Source organism: Pseudomonas sp. Z4-20 (genome assembly GCF_051131955.1).
GTDB classification, from domain to species: Bacteria; Pseudomonadota; Gammaproteobacteria; order Pseudomonadales; family Pseudomonadaceae; genus Aquipseudomonas; species Aquipseudomonas marvdashtae.
Genome location: NZ_CP071641.1, coordinates 5664522 through 5683212 on the forward strand (window position 1 = coordinate 5664522; position 18691 = coordinate 5683212).

An 18691-nucleotide genomic window follows, 5' to 3' on the forward strand; every position below is an offset into this window, starting at 1 on the left:
TCACATATCCGAACCTGAAGCAGGTCAAGCCCTCGGCTTGACCGTGCCGCAATCTTGCCCCAGCCACACGGCGCGAGTGTCCAGGCTACCGTTCTGCTGGATGCCAGTGGCGTTGAACGTGCCGTTGACCTTGGTGGTGAATTCCCGATCGCTCTGGAATGTCGCGATACCGTTTCCCTGGGCTTTAGGGCAACTGAAGCGAAACTTCCACTGATTGCCGGTTCGCTCGGTGATCTGCTGTTTGCATCCCGATTGTGGGTCCTGCAACGGAATGTCGTTGGTCTGGACCTGTGCCGGAGTCAGGCACACCCGAATGCCCTTGCCGCCCATGGTAATGCCTTGCTTCTCAAGCATTGCCCGTTGCTCCGGCGTGATCTGGTTTTGCAACTGGCCGAGGATCAATTGCAGGTCCGGCAGGTTCTGGTTGTCGACTTTCATATTGCTTGTCGTCAATTCCCACAGGCCCGGTTGAAGCATCTGCGCCTGAGCCGCCACAGGAACCGACAAGCCAACGGCCAAGGCCAAACCCAGCAGACGAACTTTCATTGCAAAAACTCCAGAGGACAAGTGGCCGTTAGACGTCTCCCATAGACTTCGGTTCAGGCCCGAGCGAGTGAATTAAATAGCGACATTCGCGGTGGAACATGGTCTGTTAAGCATCGAACCTCAGGAGCACGGCTGCCCCATGGATTATTTCGGCCCGCATGTTTTTGGTTACCTGATCGCGCTGCTTCACACCCTCGGCTCCATCGCTGCCGTTCATGCAGTGCTTACCGTGCGAACCGCCCAAGGTTCGATCGCCTGGGCCCTGTCACTGGTGTTCATTCCCTACCTGACACTGATTCCCTACCTGGTTTTTGGTCGCAGCACCTTCGACGGTTACATCAAGGCGCGCCGGCAAGCCAACGAAGAAATGCGCAAGGCAATCTCGGAGCTGAATTGGCGCCCCTGGGTTGAGGAAGCGCTGACCGCTCGCGCTTCCCAGGCTTATGCCTCGTTACGGGCGATGCCTAAATTGGGCCGGGCACCGTGCCTGGCGAACAATCAGGTGCGGTTGCTGGTAGACGGAAAGGTGACGTTCGAGGCTATTTTCCAAGCCATTGAAAACGCCCGGGAAGCGGTGCTGGTTCAGTTCTTCATCATCCACGACGACCGTCTCGGACAACGCTTGCAGGCACTGCTTTTAAAGAAAGCCGCCGAAGGCGTGGCGGTGTATCTGCTTTATGACCGTATCGGCAGTCATTCCCTGCCCCACCGTTACGTCCAGGCGCTACGTGACGGCGGCGTCCAGGTGAAGGCGTTCGCCACTCGCAGCGGCTGGCTCAACCGGTTCCAGGTCAACTTCCGTAACCATCGCAAGATAGTGGCCGTGGACGGTGTCCTGGGCTTCGTTGGCGGCCACAATGTGGGCGATGAATATCTGGGTGAAACGCCGCCCTTGGCTCCGTGGCGCGATACCCATGTCGAAGTCCGCGGTCCCGTCGTGGGGAGCATGCAGGAGTCATTTGCTGAAGACTGGTTCTGGGCAGCCCGCTCGTTGCCGCCGCTGATCCTTCCGGACACCTATCCAGAGGGCGGCGTACTCTGCCAGCTATTATCCAGCGGTCCGGCCGATGCCTACGAAACCTGCTCGCTGTTCTTTGTCGAGGCCATCCATGCCGCAAGCGAGCGGGTCTGGATTACCACGCCGTATTTCATTCCCGACGAAGCAGTGTTTGCGGCACTGCGCCTCGCGGTCCTGCGCGGAGTGGATGTGCGCATTTTGCTGCCGTCGCGGCCAGACCACAAAATCGTCTACGCCGCGTCCAGCCTCTATGCCTTCGAAGCGGTTCGGGCCGGCGTGCGGGTGTTCCGTTATGAGCCTGGTTTCCTGCACCAGAAAGTTGTACTGGTCGACCGGGAAATAAGCGCCATCGGCAGCGCGAACCTGGATAACCGTTCGTTCCGGTTGAATTTCGAAGTGATGCTGCTGACGGTGGATGCCACCTTCGCCAGCGAAGTGGAGCAGATGCTGGAAAACGATTTCGCCCAAGCCCACGAAATCGCCAAGCAAGAAAGCCGGGAGACCCACCGCCTGCAGAAAGTCGGCATGCGGATCGCCCGGCTTATTTCCCCGATCCTTTAAGGCGCGTAGATGTCGTCGCGGGTCCAGGGCAAATCATGGCTGCCATCGGCATGGGCCTTCACCGCGAGAATCTGGTGCAGGTTGATCCAACCCTTGGCAAACGCATAAGCGCAGCCGGCCAAGTAGAGTCGCCAGATTCGCAGCGCCTGTTCAGGCACTTCCCTGGAGGCGGCTTCGAGGTTGTCTTCGAGGCGCTCGCTCCAGTGGTCGAGCGTGCGCGCGTAATGCATACGCAGGCTTTCCACATCGACGATTTCCAATCCTGCTTCGCTGATCTCGGCGGAGATCATCGACAAGTGCGGCAGTTCACCGTTGGGGAACACGTATTTCTCGATGAACTCACCCGCGCCGCGACCAACCGGGCGACCGTCGGTGTGCTTGGCAGTAATCCCATGGTTCATTACCAAGCCACCCTCGCGAACGGCGCCGAACAGCGTCTTGCAGTACTGCGCCAGATTGGCGTGCCCTACGTGCTCGAACATACCGACGCTGACCACTTTGTCGAAGCGACCGTCCTGGGGCAGGTCCCGGTAATCCATCAGCTGGAGTTCAACTTGATCCGCCAGTCCTTGCGCCTCGACCCGCTCCCGGGCCAAGGCCAGTTGCGCGTTGCTCAGGGTGATGCCGAAAACCCTGGCGCCGAATTCTCGCGCCGCGAAGCGGGCCAACCCGCCCCACCCGCAACCGACGTCCAGCAGATAGTCGCCCGGTTGCAGGCGCAACTTGCGACACAGATGGCGGAACTTGGCTTGCTGCGCTTGTTCGAGGGTTTCGCTGCCAGTTTCGAAATAGCCGCATGAATACACCATGTCGCTGTCGAGCCAGAGCTGATAGAAGGCGTTGGATAAATCGTAATGGTAGGAGATCGCCTTGGCGTCGGTTTCCTTGTCATGGACCGAGCGCACCGGCAAATGACTGTCGTCGTCTTCCACCAGGGCCTGGCTCAACTCGTCGCAGACCCGAATGACTTCGTTGATCGAGCCCTCGAGTTCAAGTTTGCCTTCGACAAATGCCGCTCCCAATGCGTCCAGGCTGGGATGGGTGAATTGCGCAACCATTTGTGGGTCCTTGACCACAATCGTGACGCTGGGGTCGGCACCCAGCGTGAATTCATGGCCGTCCCAGAGCCGCAGCCGAAGCGGTAGATGCAGATTCTGCAAGGCCGGTGGAAGTTGAGCGAGCATGAGGTAACCCCCTCTTGTTTCAGACGTCTGAAATGAGGGTAGACCATGGTAGAAAAATAGCCGGCTATCGAATTTATAGCCTTTTTCTATCGCCTTCTAAATCTGCTGTTTGAGCAGTAACCGCCTGAAGTGGTATGCCCTCTCGTAAATGACTGTGGAAGCGACCAACAGTTCGCTTCAAGCGCTCGAGCGGACACGCTAGATTTTTGGCAACGGCTCCTGAAACCGCAGCAGTCGCCCAGCGTTACCCAATACCAATAATGTGCTTAAGTTATGCAGTAGCGCCGCGATCATCGCCCCCGCCGCCCCTAGCCAGCCGAATGCGGCGAAGGCGACGATGGCCAGCGTCCAGCCCAGGCCGATGATTACATTGACCTGGAGCGTCCGTCGGCATTGCCGACTCAGCCGCACGCAGGTGCCCAGGCGCCGCAGGTCGCTGCCAATCAGGACAATATCCGCCGACGCGAGGGCAATGTCCGCGCCGCTGGCGCCCATCGCAACGCCCACTACGCCGGCCTTGAGCGCCAACGAATCATTGATCCCGTCCCCCACCACCATGGGCCGGAACCCGTGGTCAATTTCGGCCATGACCCGTTTGAGCTTGTCTTCCGGCAAGGCCTGTGCCTGAACGTCACTAATGCCAACTTCTTCTGCCAGGGCAGCGGCCACGCTCTGGCGATCACCGGTCAACAACAACTGGCGCCCCAGGCCAAGCGCGCGTAATTGCTCCAGGGCCGCCCCCGCTTCCGGCTTGACGCTGTCTGCCAGCAGCAACCAGGCGAGAAATTCTCCATTTAGGGCCAATCCGGCGATCGGGCCGTCATGGTCGGGAATCGTCGAGGTTTGGATAGCCAATTGGGCAAACAACTCGGGGCGGCCGAGTGCTGCCTCCCCTTGCTCGGTCGTTGCCACCACACCCAAACCCTGGCGTTCGTGGATATCGGTGAGCGGCAGATAATGGTGCTGTTCCACCAAGCTCGCCAAAGCACGACTGACCGGATGACTGCTGGCCGAGCCGAGGCTGGCGGCCAATGGCAGCAGCACGGTGCGATCAGCCGAGGCACTTTGGATCGACTGCAGGCGCAACGTGCCATAAGTCAAAGTGCCGGTCTTGTCGATGACCAACGATGTCAGGTCCGCCAGCTCCTCAAGGAAGGCCGAGCTGCGAATCAAGATGCCATGGCGCGCCGCCACCGCAATGCCGGCAATCGCCGTGGCCGGCGCCGACAGCACCAGGGCGCAGGGACACGCCGCGACCAGAACCGCGAGCATCGCCTGGGCGTCGTTGGTCACGAACCAGGTCACCGCCGCCAGCAACAACACCAACACCAGGTAACTGCCGGCGTATCGTTCCAGCAAACGCGTAATGGGTGGCTTGGAGCGCTCGGCGTTTTGCATCAGGGCAATCACCTTGCCCAGCGTCGATTCCTCGCCGGTGCGCGTCACTTCCAGACGCAGCAGACCATCAAGATTGATCGCGCCACCAAACACTTCGACGCCGGCCACAGCTTCCAATGGCACCGACTCCCCGGTAATCGGCGCGGTGTCGAGACTCGCCTGGCCGGACAACACCCGACCGTCGGCGGGCACCCGATCTCCGGCCCGAACCTCCACCACATCGCCAGGTCGCAACGAACCGTTATCGACTTCGACAATCGAGCCGTCGGCCTGCACCTTGCGGCCCTGGCTGCGGGTCAACTGGCCGAGGGCGTGAATCGCTTCTTGGGAACCAATGACACTGCGCTCTTCCAGCACGTGACCAAAAATCATGATGATCGGCAGCAGAGCCGCGGTCAGTAGATCGCCAGTGGCCCAGGCGCCGAGCATCGCCAGGGCGATCAGTTGATCGGTGATCCCGTGCAGGCTTGGATAACGCAAGCTGTACCAGGCAGAACGCATCACCGGCACCGCCACTAGCAGTGAGGCAACCCCCAACATTAGTTGGCTGACCCCGCTTTGCTCCGGCGACCAGCCGCGCCACGCAAGGCCTAAGGCAAGCAGGCCGAGGGCGAGCATCGCCAAGGTCAGTTGCCGCGCGGCTGATCGCTGCTCGGCGGAGGACAACATCGGCATGGCTGTGTTTTGAGCGGTCATTGGCCGGCTCCCTGGATGATCAGTCGGCTGTCGTCTTTCGGGTCGACCGTGGTGACTGACCCCGCTCGGCGGAGGATGTCAGGCATGCGTTCGCGGTAAAGGCGCAGCAACATCTGAGGATCCTGACCCTGGGTTTTCGCCAACCCAAACACCGTAGCCGTATCCGCCGAAGCCTTGGCGAGCCGCTCGCCGCCCTGTGCATGGGCCACTTGCAGCGCACGATCGGCGTCCTGCCGGGCCGCCTGGGTTTGTTTTTCGGCTTCGGTGCGAGCATTGGCGACGGCTTTGTCGGCTTCCTGACTAGCAGTCAATACCGCATTGAACGCCCCCACCGCTGGACCCGGCAGGCTCGATTGCACATCGACCCGGACCACTTCGATCCCCAGCCCTTGCCCTGTCGCTGCAAGATCAGCCAAGCGGCGGTTGATGCCTTGCACCAAGTCGCCACGCAAGCGTTCGCGGCGCTCCGCAGCCTGGTTGTCGCTACCCAGCAGTTCAGGCCTGGCCACCAGAATGGCGTCCAGGTCCCGGGCGGCGGCGAGTGCAACGGCGCTGCGGGTCGCCAGTCGGTCCAGCGCCGGCAGCACATGTTCACCTTGCAGGACGTAGGCGTAAGGCTCGGTGACTTTGTAGAATGCTCGCACATCCAGCTGCACCACACCCGCGTCACCGGTCAATAGATAACCAGAGCCCGCCAATGCGTCGCTGACCGGGGCAGCGAAACTGGCGACACGATCAGCTTGCAGAGCCGCGTCCGAACGCAACAGATTGTCGATCCTTCGCTCCAGTACGCGATCCGCAGCGGGCAAAAGAATCACCTGTTCCACGGGACGAGGCCAGGCGATCAAGAGCCCGGCGTTCTGGATTCGATCAAGGGCACCAAAGTGCATCACCACCGCCCGATCCTGCGGATCGATCTGCCGCACATTAGAAAAAACCCAAGCCAACGCAGCCAAAATCGTGACCGCATAAAGTGCAAGAAACGCCAAGCGCCCGGCCTGGATCCATGGGCTGGATAACTCGTTTGTTCCACGTGGAACCAAACTCATGGCTGTGTTCCACCCTTGAGTTCAGCCGTCGGAGGACCGTCTACCAAGACACGGAACGGCGCGGCGTCAGTGCGCAAGATCAACTTGGTGCCCGGGCTGACAATGGTGCCCAGGGTATCCAGTGAACGCAGCAGGTTGTAAAGCTGAGGCGAACCCGCATAGGCCTTGCCATAGATTTCAGCCGCCTCTACCCGGGACTGTGCCTCGATTTCAGCGGCTTTAACCGTTGCATCAGCTTGCAGGATTCGTGCATCACGCTCGGCGGCGGACCGAATTTGCGCAGCCTCACGCTTACCGATGGCCGTGCGCTCCGTAGCGATGGTTTCGCGCTCTGCACGCATACGGTCCACCGTTGCAGTGAGCGTCACTGACGGCAGCGTCAGGCGCTCGATGCCAACCTGAAGTACGCGCACGCCGTAGGTGGCCAACAGTTGCTGTTCGATTTGCTGGCGCAACTGGGCTTCGAAATCAGCAATGCGCACTTGGCTGGCATCGGTGTTGACCAGGTTTGCCAGGTCATAACTGGCGGCCGTGGTCTCCAGGGCTGAACCGACAAACGTGCGGATTTGCCGCGCAGCTTCGTCCGGCTGGTTCTGCACGGCGCGCATGAAACGCTGCACATTGTCCGTGTCACCTTGCACCTGCCACGTTACGTAGGCCTGGACGATGATCCGTAATCCGTCGCGCGTACCGACGTCCTGCAAACCGCTGGAGCTGGTACGAAGGCGCAAATCCACCGGGATCGCCGCTTCGAAAGGCGCTGGCCAGCGCCAGCCCAAGCCCGGCTGCAGCAACACCCGCGCCGGATTGCCAAAACGCGTGATGACGGTGGCTTCACCTGACCGCACTTGCACCAGGCTGGCGGCGGCAATAGCAAAGGCCACCAGCAACACTGCCCAACCCATCCGCCGCCAGGGAAACGGCCCGGCTTCCTGCGGATCGCCGTGATGGGCGTGATGATGTCCATGGTGATGGCCAGCATGGCCGTGGGCGTGACCGGCGTGGTCGTGGTCATGGTGTGACGAAGACTGGCTCAATGGGCAGCTCCTGGCTGGGCAGGGTTACGTGGCGACGCGGGGTCCGCCGGCAGCGTGAAGGTACGCAGGTCTATGGTCGGCGCGTTGCCGCTGCCGCCCAGGCGATGATCGAGTATCAGCAGATTGGCCTGGCCCAATCCCTGGCTCAGCTGGCTGAGGTACTGCTCCAGGACGAAGGCGGGCCCCGCCGACGCGTAGGCTTTGCGTTCGGCATTGAAACGCAAGTCTGCAGCTTGGGCGGTAGCACTGATTTCCCGGGCGGCACCTTGAGCCCGGTCATGGGCAACGCTCGCTTGCAATTGCGCCTGGTTGGTCTGTTCCGCAGCGGCGCCACGCTCCCGGGCAATCAGTGCCTGGGCACCGATCTGCGCCGCTTGCACGCCGTGGTAGGCATTGGCCGCACCGGCCGGCGGGTGAATCGCCTCGACCACCGTCGCGAGAATCTCCACGCCGCTGTCGAGTGATTGCAAGTCGGCCTGCACCGCACGGCCGATTTCATCCGCCAGGCTGACACGGTCCGCACCGAGCAAACCGTCCAGCGTGCGCGACGCAAACTCATGCACGAGGATGCGGCTGGCGGTGCTGCGGATCAACGCCGGCACATCCGCACTGTTGTAAGTGGCCGCCAGTGCGGCGGCGTCCGTCAAGCCGATGCGATATACGAAGCGCACGTCCATGTTGACGATTTGGAAGCTTTGCTGATCGCCGCGCCGGCTGGCAATCACTTGGGATTTGTCGTTCACATGACTGGCGTCCCATAAGCGATTGGCAACCGTCGGGGCAGGCCCTTCCGCTGGCTCAGCTTCCGGGACCGCCTTGTTATCGCCGACACTGGTCGCCAACTCATGCACAACGCCGTTCTCCACGCTGAGCACCCTGCCCCACGGCCAAGGCAGCCCGGCATGCAGGCCCGGGCCGAAGACCTCCACCGGTTTACCAAACCGCTCATAGATGCCACGTGCTTGCAGCGGCACCTCATGCACCCCCGTCAGCAGCCAACCCACCAACGCCACCAGCGCCAGGACCGGCAAGAAGGCCCGGCGCATGTAGCTGAACGCCCAGATCTGACGCAAGTCGATGCCGAAGCGGTTGTGCAGCTCCTGTTGCAGGGCCAGCAACGGTTGCGGCGGCCAGCGCAGCAGGTCGGCGATGACGCTTCGTCCCAGCAACGTCGGCTCCAAGGATTCTCGGCGCGGGCTGAATAACGAGAGCGCGGCGCGCAACAAGAACTCCACCGCCACCAGCCCAGGCAATACCCCGGTCAGCACCGCCAAGCGTACCGGCCATATCGACGATTCCCCGGCGAAGAGCAAGCACAAGGCAGTCAGCACAAGAACGGTGATGGCGACTCGTGACAGTTGCGCCAGCGACAATGCCTCCGGCCATTCGAGAGAGGGTTGTTGAGCCAGTTGCCGTTCAAACACCAGCAAGCCGAACGCCAACAACAATGCGAGCACGGCGCCGACATTGGCCGACACTCCCAGCGAAGCTGCCGGCAGATCAAGGTTGCAGGTCTGCTCCAGGCTCAGCAGGGCCAAGATCGACCAGCCGGCGAGCCACAAGGCAGGCGCTCCGATCTGCTTCAACAAACCCACCCAGCGTGCGCTGATTCGCTCGAGCATTTGCTCATACCAGCCGGTGTTATCCACAGGCTCGTCGGCGGCAAGAAGAAGGGTATCGACCTGGGGCAGGAGCGCCTGGCTGCGCCATTTGGCCACCCAGCCAGCCGATTGCAAGCCCGCCACCAGCACAATCAAACCGGCACTTTGGCTAACCAGCAGCGCAGGCCATACCGACTGCGGCGAAAACACTGCCGTAAAAAACGCGAGCAACAACCCAACGCCCGCCAGACCGGCCAGCGCCAAAACGATCCGCTTCAAGCGACGCGCTTGCAACGTTGCCTGCTGGAAGCGCGGCCACTCAGCCACTTGTGCCCCTTGGATATCAAGATCGACTTGCATGTCACCTCAGTGCTGATGGCGATCAAAAATCCGCATGGGCAACCGACGCCCAATGCCGCTCCGTTACATGGCGTTACCTTATAACCGTTTCTGTGAAATTTCTGTTTTGAATTGTTCACGGTATGCACAAGCCTGCCACTTGACGTAAGCCTTGACCGAATTCTTCGGAAACGCTCATATTACGTACATAATTTTTTTACAAGCCAAGCGGGAGAACGGTATGAGCAACTACGACGTCATCATTCTGGGCGGCGGTCCTGGCGGCTATAACGCGGCGATTCGCGCCGGACAGCTGGGGTTGAAAGCGGCCTGTATCGAGGGCCGCGCCACCCTCGGCGGCACCTGTCTGAATGTCGGCTGCATGCCCTCCAAGGCGTTGCTCCACGCTTCGGAACTGTACGAAGCGGCCAAGGGCTCTGAGTTTGCCAACCTGGGCATCAACGTCAGCCCCACCCTCGACCTGGTACAGATGATGAAGCAGAAGGACGACAGCGTGACTGGCCTGACCAAGGGCATCGAGTTTCTGTTGCGCAAGAACAAAGTCGACTGGATCAAGGGCTGGGGCCATATCGATGGGCCGGGCAAAGTGACCGTCACCGCCGAGGACGGCGGCAAGACCGAACTGAGCGCCAAGGACATCATCATTGCCACCGGCTCCGAGCCCACCCCGCTGCCCGGCGTAGACATCGATAACCGGCGCATCCTGGACTCCACCGGCGCGCTGTCCCTGGGCCAAGTGCCCCGGCATCTGGTGGTGATCGGCGCCGGCGTCATCGGTCTCGAACTGGGCTCGGTCTGGCGGCGCCTGGGGGCCGAGGTGACCGTGGTGGAATACCTCGATCGCATCTGCCCAGGCGTGGATGGCGAAGCCGGCAAGACCCTGCAACGGGCCCTGGCCAAACAAGGCATTCAGTTCAAGTTGAGCGCTAAAGTCACCGGCGCCGTTTCCTCGGCGAACGGCGTGCAGTTGCACGTCGAACCCGCGGCAGGCGGCGAGGCGCAGATGCTGGACGCCGATTACGTGCTGGTCGCCATCGGTCGCCGTCCTTATACCCAGGGGCTGGGGCTGGAGAACGTCGGGTTGGCGACCGACAAACGCGGCATGCTCGCCAACCAGCGCCACCGCACAGAAGCGCCGGGCGTCTGGGTGATCGGGGATGTCACCTCCGGACCAATGCTGGCCCACAAGGCGGAAGATGAAGCCATGGCCTGCATCGAACAAATCGTCGGCAAGGCGGGCGAGGTCAATTACGAGCTGATCCCCAACGTTATCTATACCCGTCCGGAACTGGCCAGCGTCGGCAAAACCGAAGAACAACTCAAGGCTGAAGGTCGCGCCTATAAAGTCGGCAAATTTCCGTTCACGGCCAACAGCCGGGCAAAAATCAATCACGAAACCGAAGGGTTCGCCAAGGTATTGGCCGATGAACACACCGACCAGATTCTCGGCGTGCATCTGGTCGGCCCGAGTGTCAGCGAGATGATCGGCGAGTATTGCGTCGCGATGGAATTCGGCGCATCGGCCGAAGACATCGCCCTGATTTGCCACCCCCACCCCACTCGCTCGGAAGCGCTGCGCCAGGCGGCGATGGATGTGGAAGGAATGGCTACGCAGATGTAGGCAACAGAGGGCACTGCGGTAGATTCCTGCGGCGGGGGAGCTCCCTCGCCACAGGTTGATCAATCTACTCAGCTGCCATCCGCGCCTTGCGCTTGCGGCGGCTGATGAATGCCAGCACCACGGCCACCACGAGCACCGCGCCACCCACTTCCAACCACGCCTTGAAAGGCCGCAGGGTCGAGCGAATCGGCGCGAGGGCCTGTGTGACGTAGCGTTTACTCGCCTGGTCGAACGCCGGTTCCGCACATTGATGTCCGAAATCCCACGCCCATTCCACGTAGGGGCCTTCCTTCACGTAACGTTGATACAACGCGCTTTGCTCTTGGAGACTCGAGTTGTACCCCACCGCCTTGCACAACACCGCCGCAAACGCTTGGCTGGTGTGTGGCAAATGATCGGCAGCCTGGCTCGCCAACGCCGTGGCGACAAAACGGTAGTGATAACGCACGTCCGGTTGCGCTGCGCTGGCCTGTTGCCGTTGCACTTCGCCTTCGGCCACCAGCGGACCGATCTTCAGCTCCACCGGCTCAAAGCTGTAGTTGCCGTCCAGGCTCGCGTAATCCGGCGCCATCTCGTAGCCCAGCAATTGCATGCCGGACTTGCGCGCGATGACGGAAGCGTTGAAGTAAGCCTCTGCCCGACTGGTCGGCCACCATTTGGACTCGGCTTCCTGGCGCAACTTTGCGTAGGCGCGGGCCTTGTCCTGTAGCTCGGCGTTATCGAAATAAGCCGCCGCCTCGTCGTAGCGTCCCTCACGCAGCAGGCGACGTCCCAGCAGGTTGCGCAGCTTCGCGGCTCCGGACAACTGCACATAATTGTCCCGATCCTCCTGGCTCAACGGCGGCGGTGCCGGCACCTGGGCGTCGACATATTGCTTGAGTTCCTCGACGGTCAGCACGCGCTCGGCGACCGTCGCGGCGTCATACCAATAATTGCCCTGGCCGCGATAAAGCTGATCGAACGCTTGCAGATAGTCGCCCCGCTGCAACGCGAGGATCGCGCTTTCGCCCTCCACTCGACACTTGGGCTGTACCGTCTCGTAATCCCAGTCTGGCGTGCGGCGGGCGCCCCAGGATTCGTCTTGCGGAAAAGCCTGGGCGGCCTTGGCATAAGCCGCCGCCGCAGCGACTTTGTCGCCCTCGCGCAACGCAAGTTTGGCCCGTACCCACCAGGCCAATCCGGTGTCGGCGGCCTTGTCTGCAAACGCCTTTGCGCCGGCGTAATCCGCATGTTGATAACTCACCGCCGCCAAGCGATCAGCGTCTTCCAGGTTGCCCTGGGCGCTGGCTTGCAGGAGCTTGACGAGTTTTTTCTCGCCGGACGGCTCTTCGCCGTCCCACCAGCCGACACGGCTGAGCAAATAGGCGGTTACCAAGCGCTGGACCGCTTTTGCCTTGAGCAATTCGCCCAGGCGTTCATCCGACTCGACACTGAGGCCGCCCGCCAACTGCAGCAACGAGCTGTAGCCCACCGGGGAACCCTGAGCGTTCTGGCTCGCATACAGGCCGATGGCAGCGTCCCAGTCGTCGGCGGTATAGGCGACCCTGGCCTCTTCGCCCAGGCTGGCGACGCCCAGTTCCAGCGGATCGCTGAAGCCGGCGATACTCAGCTCGCGAGCCTGGCGGAACGCTTGGCGAGCCTGATCCTGCATCACCGCCGGTTCGCCGCGCCCGGCCTCGACGCTCATGGCAAACAAGGCACGCCCCAGGGAATAGGCGGCCCAGGTACTGCGCAGCCGGCGCTCGTCGGGCGGCAGCGCCAGCAGTTGCTGGAACGATTCCAAAGCCCGCGGATGGTCGCCCGCATTGAAGGCCGCCGCACCGATCGCATACAAGCGCAGCTCGGCGGGCAGGTTCGCCGCTTCGACAACGACCTGCTCGACATCGCTCAACGCTCGCAAACGCTCCAGCACGGCTTGTTGCGGTGGCGTCAGGCCGATCTGTTCGGCCTTGTTGCGTTGTTCCACGTAGGAGGAAACATCGTCGTAGCTGTAATCCGGGTTGCGCGTTGCCTCGGTCACTGGCTTCAACCCCGCGATGGCCTGGCCGAGGCGGCTGACTTCGAAGCGAAAGCTGCCTTCGGGCAATTCAGCCAATGACTGGGCACGGTTATCCAGCAGGCGCATCGGGAAATCCGGCCCGCAAGCCAATGCCTGGCCCAGCGGCAGGCTGAGGCTCAGGCACAGCAGGCGACGAGGCCAGTTACGGGTAGACATTGAATCCTCCTTGGTCAATTTTCGTACAGCGCGCCCAGCCGATAGCCCGTTGGGCACCGGCAGCCAAGCGGCCTTCCTGAATGCGGGTGAAGGTAAGCAGTCCGGGGGTTTGTTGCAACGTATAACCCGCCAAGGCATCGACCCCGTCACAGGCGCCTACCGCAAGAGTCAGGCGCAGGGGCCACGGGCTGTCGAGATTGCCCCGGTTCACCAGCCGGATATCGTAAAGGCCGTCTTGCTCGTCAACGTGCACCGCCAGGCGACTGTCGAGGCTGTCCCCACGGGCAACCGCGCCCAGCGTGGCCAGGCTCCAGGCACGCCGGTCCCCCGCCAGCGGCAGGCGAAACCATATCAGCCCGGCCAAATGCTCCGGCGGCTCGGCACGCAGGTCCGCAACAAGCCCGGCCACGGTCTGCGGATCGGCCAACAATTCCCGACGCTCGCCGCCCCGGTCGATGGGCACTTCGCTTTCTACCATCGGCGCTCCGTTTTCCTCTGTCAGCAGCGCCACGCCATACGCCGGCAAGGCCAGATAAAAAGGCCGCGTGGTAACGCCCCCCCAGCGCTTGGCCCAGCGCCTGGCCTGGTCGGCATCGAACAACCCTTGCCGCGGATCGCTGACCGCATGGACCTGCAACACGCTGCTGTCCACCGTCTTCAACAGCTCGGGCAGTTCAGGGCTGTCGAGCCAGGCGGGCAGCGCCGTGATGCTTAGCTGCAACGTGGTCGGCAAGGTTTCGCGCAATCGCGCAAGGAATGTCCGGTAGGTCGGCAGTCGTGCGCTACCGGCATCGTGATCGATCTCAACCCCCACCGGCGCCAGGCCTTGGGCTTGCCAGTCATCCAGCACCTGTCGGATCTGCGCGATGACCTCGTCCTGGTTGAGGGATTTGAGCTGGCCGTCCAGGCGAATCACAGCCACCAGCGACCGACCATCAGCCTTGAGCATCGCCGGATCGATGCGCGCCCGGCTCCAGCCGGCGCCGGGAAATGCCTGCAACGCCAACACCCGAACACTGGAAAAGTCGTCACGACTCTGGCGCAGCGCCAACGCGTGAGCCGGCGTCCACTGGCGTTGCCAGATGTAGAGTTGCTGATCGAGGACCAGAGGTGCGGGCTGATCGCAGCCACTCAGGAACAGCGCGGCAAGGGCCAGCGACAGCCTGTGGATAAAAATCATGAAGCGCAGCCACCCGCGGGAGAAGGCTGGCAGATTAGCGCTTTCGACGTCTGACAGAAACCGTGGCGAGGGCGTTTGCCCCCTCCACGAGCGGTCGGGTGCTCAAGCCTCCTTTTGCAGGCCCACCACGGTACGTGGCATCCCCACGAACCCGGGCAAGGCTTCGACCCGCGCCAGCCATGCGCGCACATGGGCATAGTCCTGCAGCGAAACATTGCCCTCTGGCGCATGGGCGGTGTAGCTGTAGCCAGCGATGTCGGCGATGGTTGGCGTGTCACCGGCCAGATAGGCGCTGTTGCTCAATTCATGGTCGATGACCTTGAGCAGGCTGTGGGAACGGGCAATAACATCCTCGGCGTTATGGGACGCGCCGAATACGGTGATCAACCGCGCCGTGGCCGGTCCGGCGTGCAGAGGTCCGGCCGCTACCGACAGCCAACGCTGCACGCGAGCGGCGCCGACCGGGTCCGTTGGCAGCCAACGGCCTTGGCCATATTTTTGCGCCAGGTACACCAGGATGGCGTTGGAATCAGCCAGCACCACACCATCGTCATCAATCACCGGCACTTGCCCGAACGGATTGATCGCGAGGAAATCAGCCTGTTTGTGCGCGCCCTTGGCCAGGTCGACGAAGATGACTTCGACAGGCAACTCGAGCAGCGACAGCATTAGCTGCACGCGGTGCGCGTGGCCAGAGAGGGGGAAGTGATAGAGCTTGATAGGGTTCATGGTCGACTCCGCTGGGAAATGACGCCATCGGTAAGCGGCGTCGATGGCTTCATCTTCTGCTCAAGCCCGGGGCTATAGAATCACCTGAAAGCGCAATCCATCATTTCTACCGGCGCAACAATGCGTCAGCCCTTCAATGCCGGGTGTTCGCGCAACGCGCTGACGATGAAGTCGACGAAGCTGCGAACCCGTGCCGGCGCATTGCGGCCACCCTGGTACACCACATGGATCGGCAACGGCGGCAGCTCGAAGTCAGCCAGGACGATTTCCAGCTCGCCGGCGGCAACGTTGGCCGCCACTTGATAGGACAGGACCCGCGTCATGCCCAATCCCTGGCACGCTGCACCAATGGCCGCCTGATTGGCCGTGACCACCAGCCGAGGCGCGGGCCGGACTGACAGCGGCTGGCCTGCCTCGACGAAGGTCCAGTTCCTGATCTGGCCAATGGCTGATGACGACACCACGGGCATCCGCTCGAGGTCTTGTGGGTGCTGGGGCCGGCCATGGCGGGCGAAATATTGCGCAGAACCGCACACCACCCACCGCACCTCGCCGACACGAACGGCGTGCAAGCTGCTGTCGGGTAACTCGCCGATGCGCACGGCGACGTCAATGCCCTCCTCGACCATGCTGACGGTGCGATCCAGCAACAGGGCGTTGATACAGACCTCGGAAAACCGCTCCAGGTAATCCACCAGCACCGGCGTGACAAACAGTTGGCCGAACAGCACGGGCGCGGTAATGGTCAGTTGCCCGCGAGGCTGGGCGTGGCTGTCTGCCGCCGAATCCTCGGCTTCCTGCAAATCGCCGAGGATCCGCCGACAGTCGTCGAGAAAGCGCTGGCCGGCTTCACTCAGATAGACGTTGCGCGTGGTACGTACCAGCAGCGGCGTTCCAATGCGTTGCTCCAGCGCCGCCACTGCCCGCGTCACGCTGGCGGCCGACAGCCCCAGGCGTCGCGCAGCCGAGGAAAACCCCGAGTCCTGGGCGACGGCGACGAATACCTGCATTTCCTGGAACCTGTCCATCCATCCCCCGGTGAGAAATCCTGATACAAGTTTGCGCACGCCTCTAAACCGCTTTGCATGGCCATTGTAGAGGTCCCGCAAGCGAACCACAGCCAGGCACAGGGTTGTCGAGCGGTCGCTGACAGCTACGCTTGGTACTATCACTCACAATGTCATTACATTTTCGTGACCAATTTAGGGAATCCTGCGGTTATCCGAAGGATTAGCTCCAACCGAAAGGCCCATATTTGTGAACTTTTTTTACCGCTCACTCACCCATCCGCTTGCGCCCCTCGCCTCCTTGGCCGGAGCCGTCCTCTTCGTCCCCATGGGCGTGCGGCTTGCATTGGGCTGGTCCGACCCGCTGGGTTATCTTTCGGACCTGGCGATCGGCGTCTTGTTAATCACGCTGCTGTATCGACGCCCCTGGTGGTTGGCACTGCCGGTGCTGCTGGCCTGGTGTGCGCTGACGCTGGCTTGCATCGAGTTGGTCAATGCCGTGGGCCGGATGCCGACACCAGCGGACATCCAGTATCTGATCGACCCGCAATTCGTCGAGAACTCCACCAGCGGTGGCTTCGCACATCCTTGGCTTGCCGCAATGGTGCTGGCCGCGCTGGCGCTGTGGTTGATCGTCCAGTGGACCAATCGGCGCCGCCAGGCGCCGCCGTTGCCGCGCCATGCCTGGGCGCTGCCGATCGTGCTTTTGCTGGCCCACAGCACCGTGCAAACCTGGCGGCCCAACGAGGCGGACCAATGGAACCTGTTCAACCTGCCCCATCAACTCATCACCGCAGGCTTCGCCGCTGGTCAGGAGCATATCGAGCAACGTTTTGCCGGCGATGTGCCGGATCAGGCTCCGCCCATGGAAGGACTCACCCGGCTGGACCTTGATGGACATAAACTGCTGGCTGCACCGGGCCAAGCGCGCAACGTGCTCGTCATCGCTCTGGAAGGAATCCCCGGCGCCTACTTGGAAACCAACCGCCAAGCCCTGAAAAGCAGTTATCAGGAAAACCTCATGCCGCGCCTCAGTGCCTGGGCCGAACGCGGCATGAACACGCCTGATTACGTGCTGCACAGTCACCAGACCATCCGGGGCTTGTACGCGATGCTGTGTGGCGACTACGACAAACTCGACGATGGCACCCCAAAGGGTGTCGAGATGTTGAACCAGACCCAACGCAACCAGGCCTGCCTACCGGCTCAGTTGCGCAAGAACGGCTTCTCCACGCACTTCCTGCAAGGCGCTGGCCTGCGGTTCATGGCCAAGGACCGGATCATGCCGCACATCGGCTTCGACACCACCTGGGGCATGGACTGGTTCACCCGCCCTGCCTATCTGGAATTCCCTTGGGGCAAGGATGACAAGACCTTCTTCGAAGGCGCGCTGGATTATGTCGGGCAATTGCAACAGGCCGACAAGCCTTGGATGCTGACCCTGCTGACCGTGGGCACGCATCAGCCCTACTCCGCGCCGGAGGACTATCTGGAACGCTACGACACCGCCAAGCAGGCCGCCGTGGGCTATCTGGACGACGCCCTGGACAGTTTCCTGACAGGCCTGGAACGCCAGGGGATCCTTGAAAACACGCTGGTGGTCATCACCTCGGACGAGTCCCATGGCATCGACGATGTACGCCTGGCATCGTCCTGGGGATTCAACCTGACGCTGGCGCCCGAGCCACTGCCCAGGATCAAGCCAGGCGTCTACGGCCACGTGGACCTGACCGCCTCGATTCTCGACTACTTCGGTTACAGGGTGCCCGCATCGTTGTCCGGTCGCTCGATGTTCCGGGACTACGCGACGGGCCGGGAAATCATGTCGTTCACCAACGGCAAGCTGCGCTATCACGATGGCAAGGGCACCTTCACTGAGTGCGATTTCCTCCAGCGTTGCCGCGACTACAAGAGCGAGGGCTTCATCGCCGATCGCGCCACCTACGCCGGGCAATACAGCGGCCAGCGCGCCAGGCTGATCAGCGCACGGGCCACGGCACTGGACCAGACGCTGCTTACCACGTCCTTGAACCAGCCCTATCAGTTCGGCAGTGCTGAAAAGATCCCCCTTCCCGCCCAGGTCACCAACGATTGGACCGACAACCTCATCGGCGCCCAATACCTGGAAATGCCCAAGGGCACTCGCACGCGTGTGAGCTTGACCATCCGCGCCGTGGATACGGACCACGCCGCCTATATCTCCCTGAAGGCCAAGGAGTTCGAGCGGGACGTGCCGATGGATTTTCCCACCGAGGTGGCGGTGACTTCCGACCAGCCACTGGTGATGGACATCCATTTCGATAACCCGCAACCGCGCAAGGCGTTCTCCTTTCACTTGCTCGGCCATGGAACGGGCGCCATCGAAATCAGCGACTTCAGCGTCATCACCGAGCTGCCCGATCAGCCGGAATACCTGGATGACATGCAAGACGACAGCGAGCCTCAGTCCAGCTGAATGAAAAAACGCGCAACCACCGTAACGTGATTGC

13 protein-coding genes are annotated in these 18691 nt (G+C 61.9%); 3 read left to right on the top strand and 10 right to left on the bottom strand.

Features of this window, described 5'->3' with window-relative positions; genetic code table 11:
- Window positions 1-24: 24 nt before the first annotated feature.
- Complete coding sequence (locus J3P82_RS25710; RefSeq protein WP_434559642.1) at window positions 25-546, bottom strand: DUF3617 domain-containing protein; 522 nt, start codon at window positions 544-546, stop codon at window positions 25-27.
- Between the two features lie 139 nt (window positions 547-685).
- Between J3P82_RS25710 and cls the strand changes: the two genes are divergently transcribed.
- Entirely contained in the window at window positions 686-2125 is a 1440-nt protein-coding gene (gene cls / locus J3P82_RS25715; protein ID WP_434559644.1) for a cardiolipin synthase, read from the top strand.
- Here cls and cfaB read toward each other — a convergent pair.
- From cfaB to hflK, 5 genes are all read right to left on the bottom strand, one after another.
- On the bottom strand, window positions 2122-3309 hold the full coding sequence (gene cfaB / locus J3P82_RS25720) for a C17 cyclopropane fatty acid synthase CfaB (protein ID WP_434559646.1): 1188 nt from the start codon (window positions 3307-3309) through the stop codon (window positions 2122-2124). The genes cls and cfaB overlap by 4 nt on opposite strands.
- Window positions 3310-3507: 198 nt before the next feature.
- Window positions 3508-5403 carry a cation-translocating P-type ATPase gene (locus J3P82_RS25725; protein WP_434559648.1) on the bottom strand — a complete coding sequence of 632 codons (1896 nt, stop codon included), beginning with the start codon at window positions 5401-5403 and terminating at the stop codon, window positions 3508-3510.
- Window positions 5400-6452: an SPFH domain-containing protein gene (locus J3P82_RS25730; RefSeq protein WP_434559650.1), complete on the bottom strand. Its 1053-nt coding sequence runs from the start codon at window positions 6450-6452 to the stop codon at window positions 5400-5402. Before J3P82_RS25730 ends, J3P82_RS25725 begins: the two co-directional genes overlap by 4 nt.
- Entirely contained in the window at window positions 6449-7489 is a 1041-nt protein-coding gene (gene hflC, locus J3P82_RS25735; protein ID WP_434559652.1) for a protease modulator HflC, read from the bottom strand. The genes J3P82_RS25730 and hflC overlap by 4 nt, the downstream gene beginning before the upstream one ends.
- Entirely contained in the window at window positions 7486-9450 is a 1965-nt protein-coding gene (hflK, locus tag J3P82_RS25740) for a protease modulator HflK (RefSeq protein WP_434559654.1), read from the bottom strand. Before hflK ends, hflC begins: the two co-directional genes overlap by 4 nt.
- Before the next feature lie 220 nt (window positions 9451-9670).
- Between hflK and lpdA the strand changes: the two genes are divergently transcribed.
- Window positions 9671-11071, top strand: coding sequence for a dihydrolipoyl dehydrogenase (gene lpdA, locus J3P82_RS25745; RefSeq protein WP_434559656.1), 1401 nt, complete (start codon window positions 9671-9673; stop codon window positions 11069-11071).
- A gap of 64 nt (window positions 11072-11135) precedes the next feature.
- Here lpdA and J3P82_RS25750 read toward each other — a convergent pair whose 3' ends face one another.
- From J3P82_RS25750 to J3P82_RS25765, 4 genes are all read right to left on the bottom strand, one after another.
- Window positions 11136-13286, bottom strand: coding sequence for a hypothetical protein (locus tag J3P82_RS25750; RefSeq protein ID WP_434559658.1), 2151 nt, complete (start codon window positions 13284-13286; stop codon window positions 11136-11138).
- Window positions 13273-14466: a DUF3142 domain-containing protein gene (locus J3P82_RS25755; protein WP_434559660.1), complete on the bottom strand. Its 1194-nt coding sequence runs from the start codon at window positions 14464-14466 to the stop codon at window positions 13273-13275. The genes J3P82_RS25750 and J3P82_RS25755 overlap by 14 nt, the downstream gene beginning before the upstream one ends.
- Window positions 14467-14568: 102 nt before the next feature.
- A complete protein-coding gene (locus tag J3P82_RS25760; protein WP_434559662.1) occupies window positions 14569-15195 on the bottom strand; it encodes a glutathione S-transferase family protein in 627 nt (208 codons plus the stop codon).
- Window positions 15196-15320: 125 nt separating this feature from the next.
- The gene (locus J3P82_RS25765) at window positions 15321-16223 is read right to left on the bottom strand and encodes a LysR family transcriptional regulator (RefSeq protein ID WP_434559664.1); all 903 of its coding nucleotides are present in this window, start codon (window positions 16221-16223) and stop codon (window positions 15321-15323) included.
- A 229-nt stretch (window positions 16224-16452) separates the two neighbouring features.
- Here J3P82_RS25765 and J3P82_RS25770 point away from each other — a divergent pair, with 229 nt between their 5' ends.
- Window positions 16453-18657 carry an LTA synthase family protein gene (locus tag J3P82_RS25770; protein WP_434559666.1) on the top strand — a complete coding sequence of 735 codons (2205 nt, stop codon included), beginning with the start codon at window positions 16453-16455 and terminating at the stop codon, window positions 18655-18657.
- The last annotated feature ends 34 nt before the right edge of the window (window positions 18658-18691 follow it).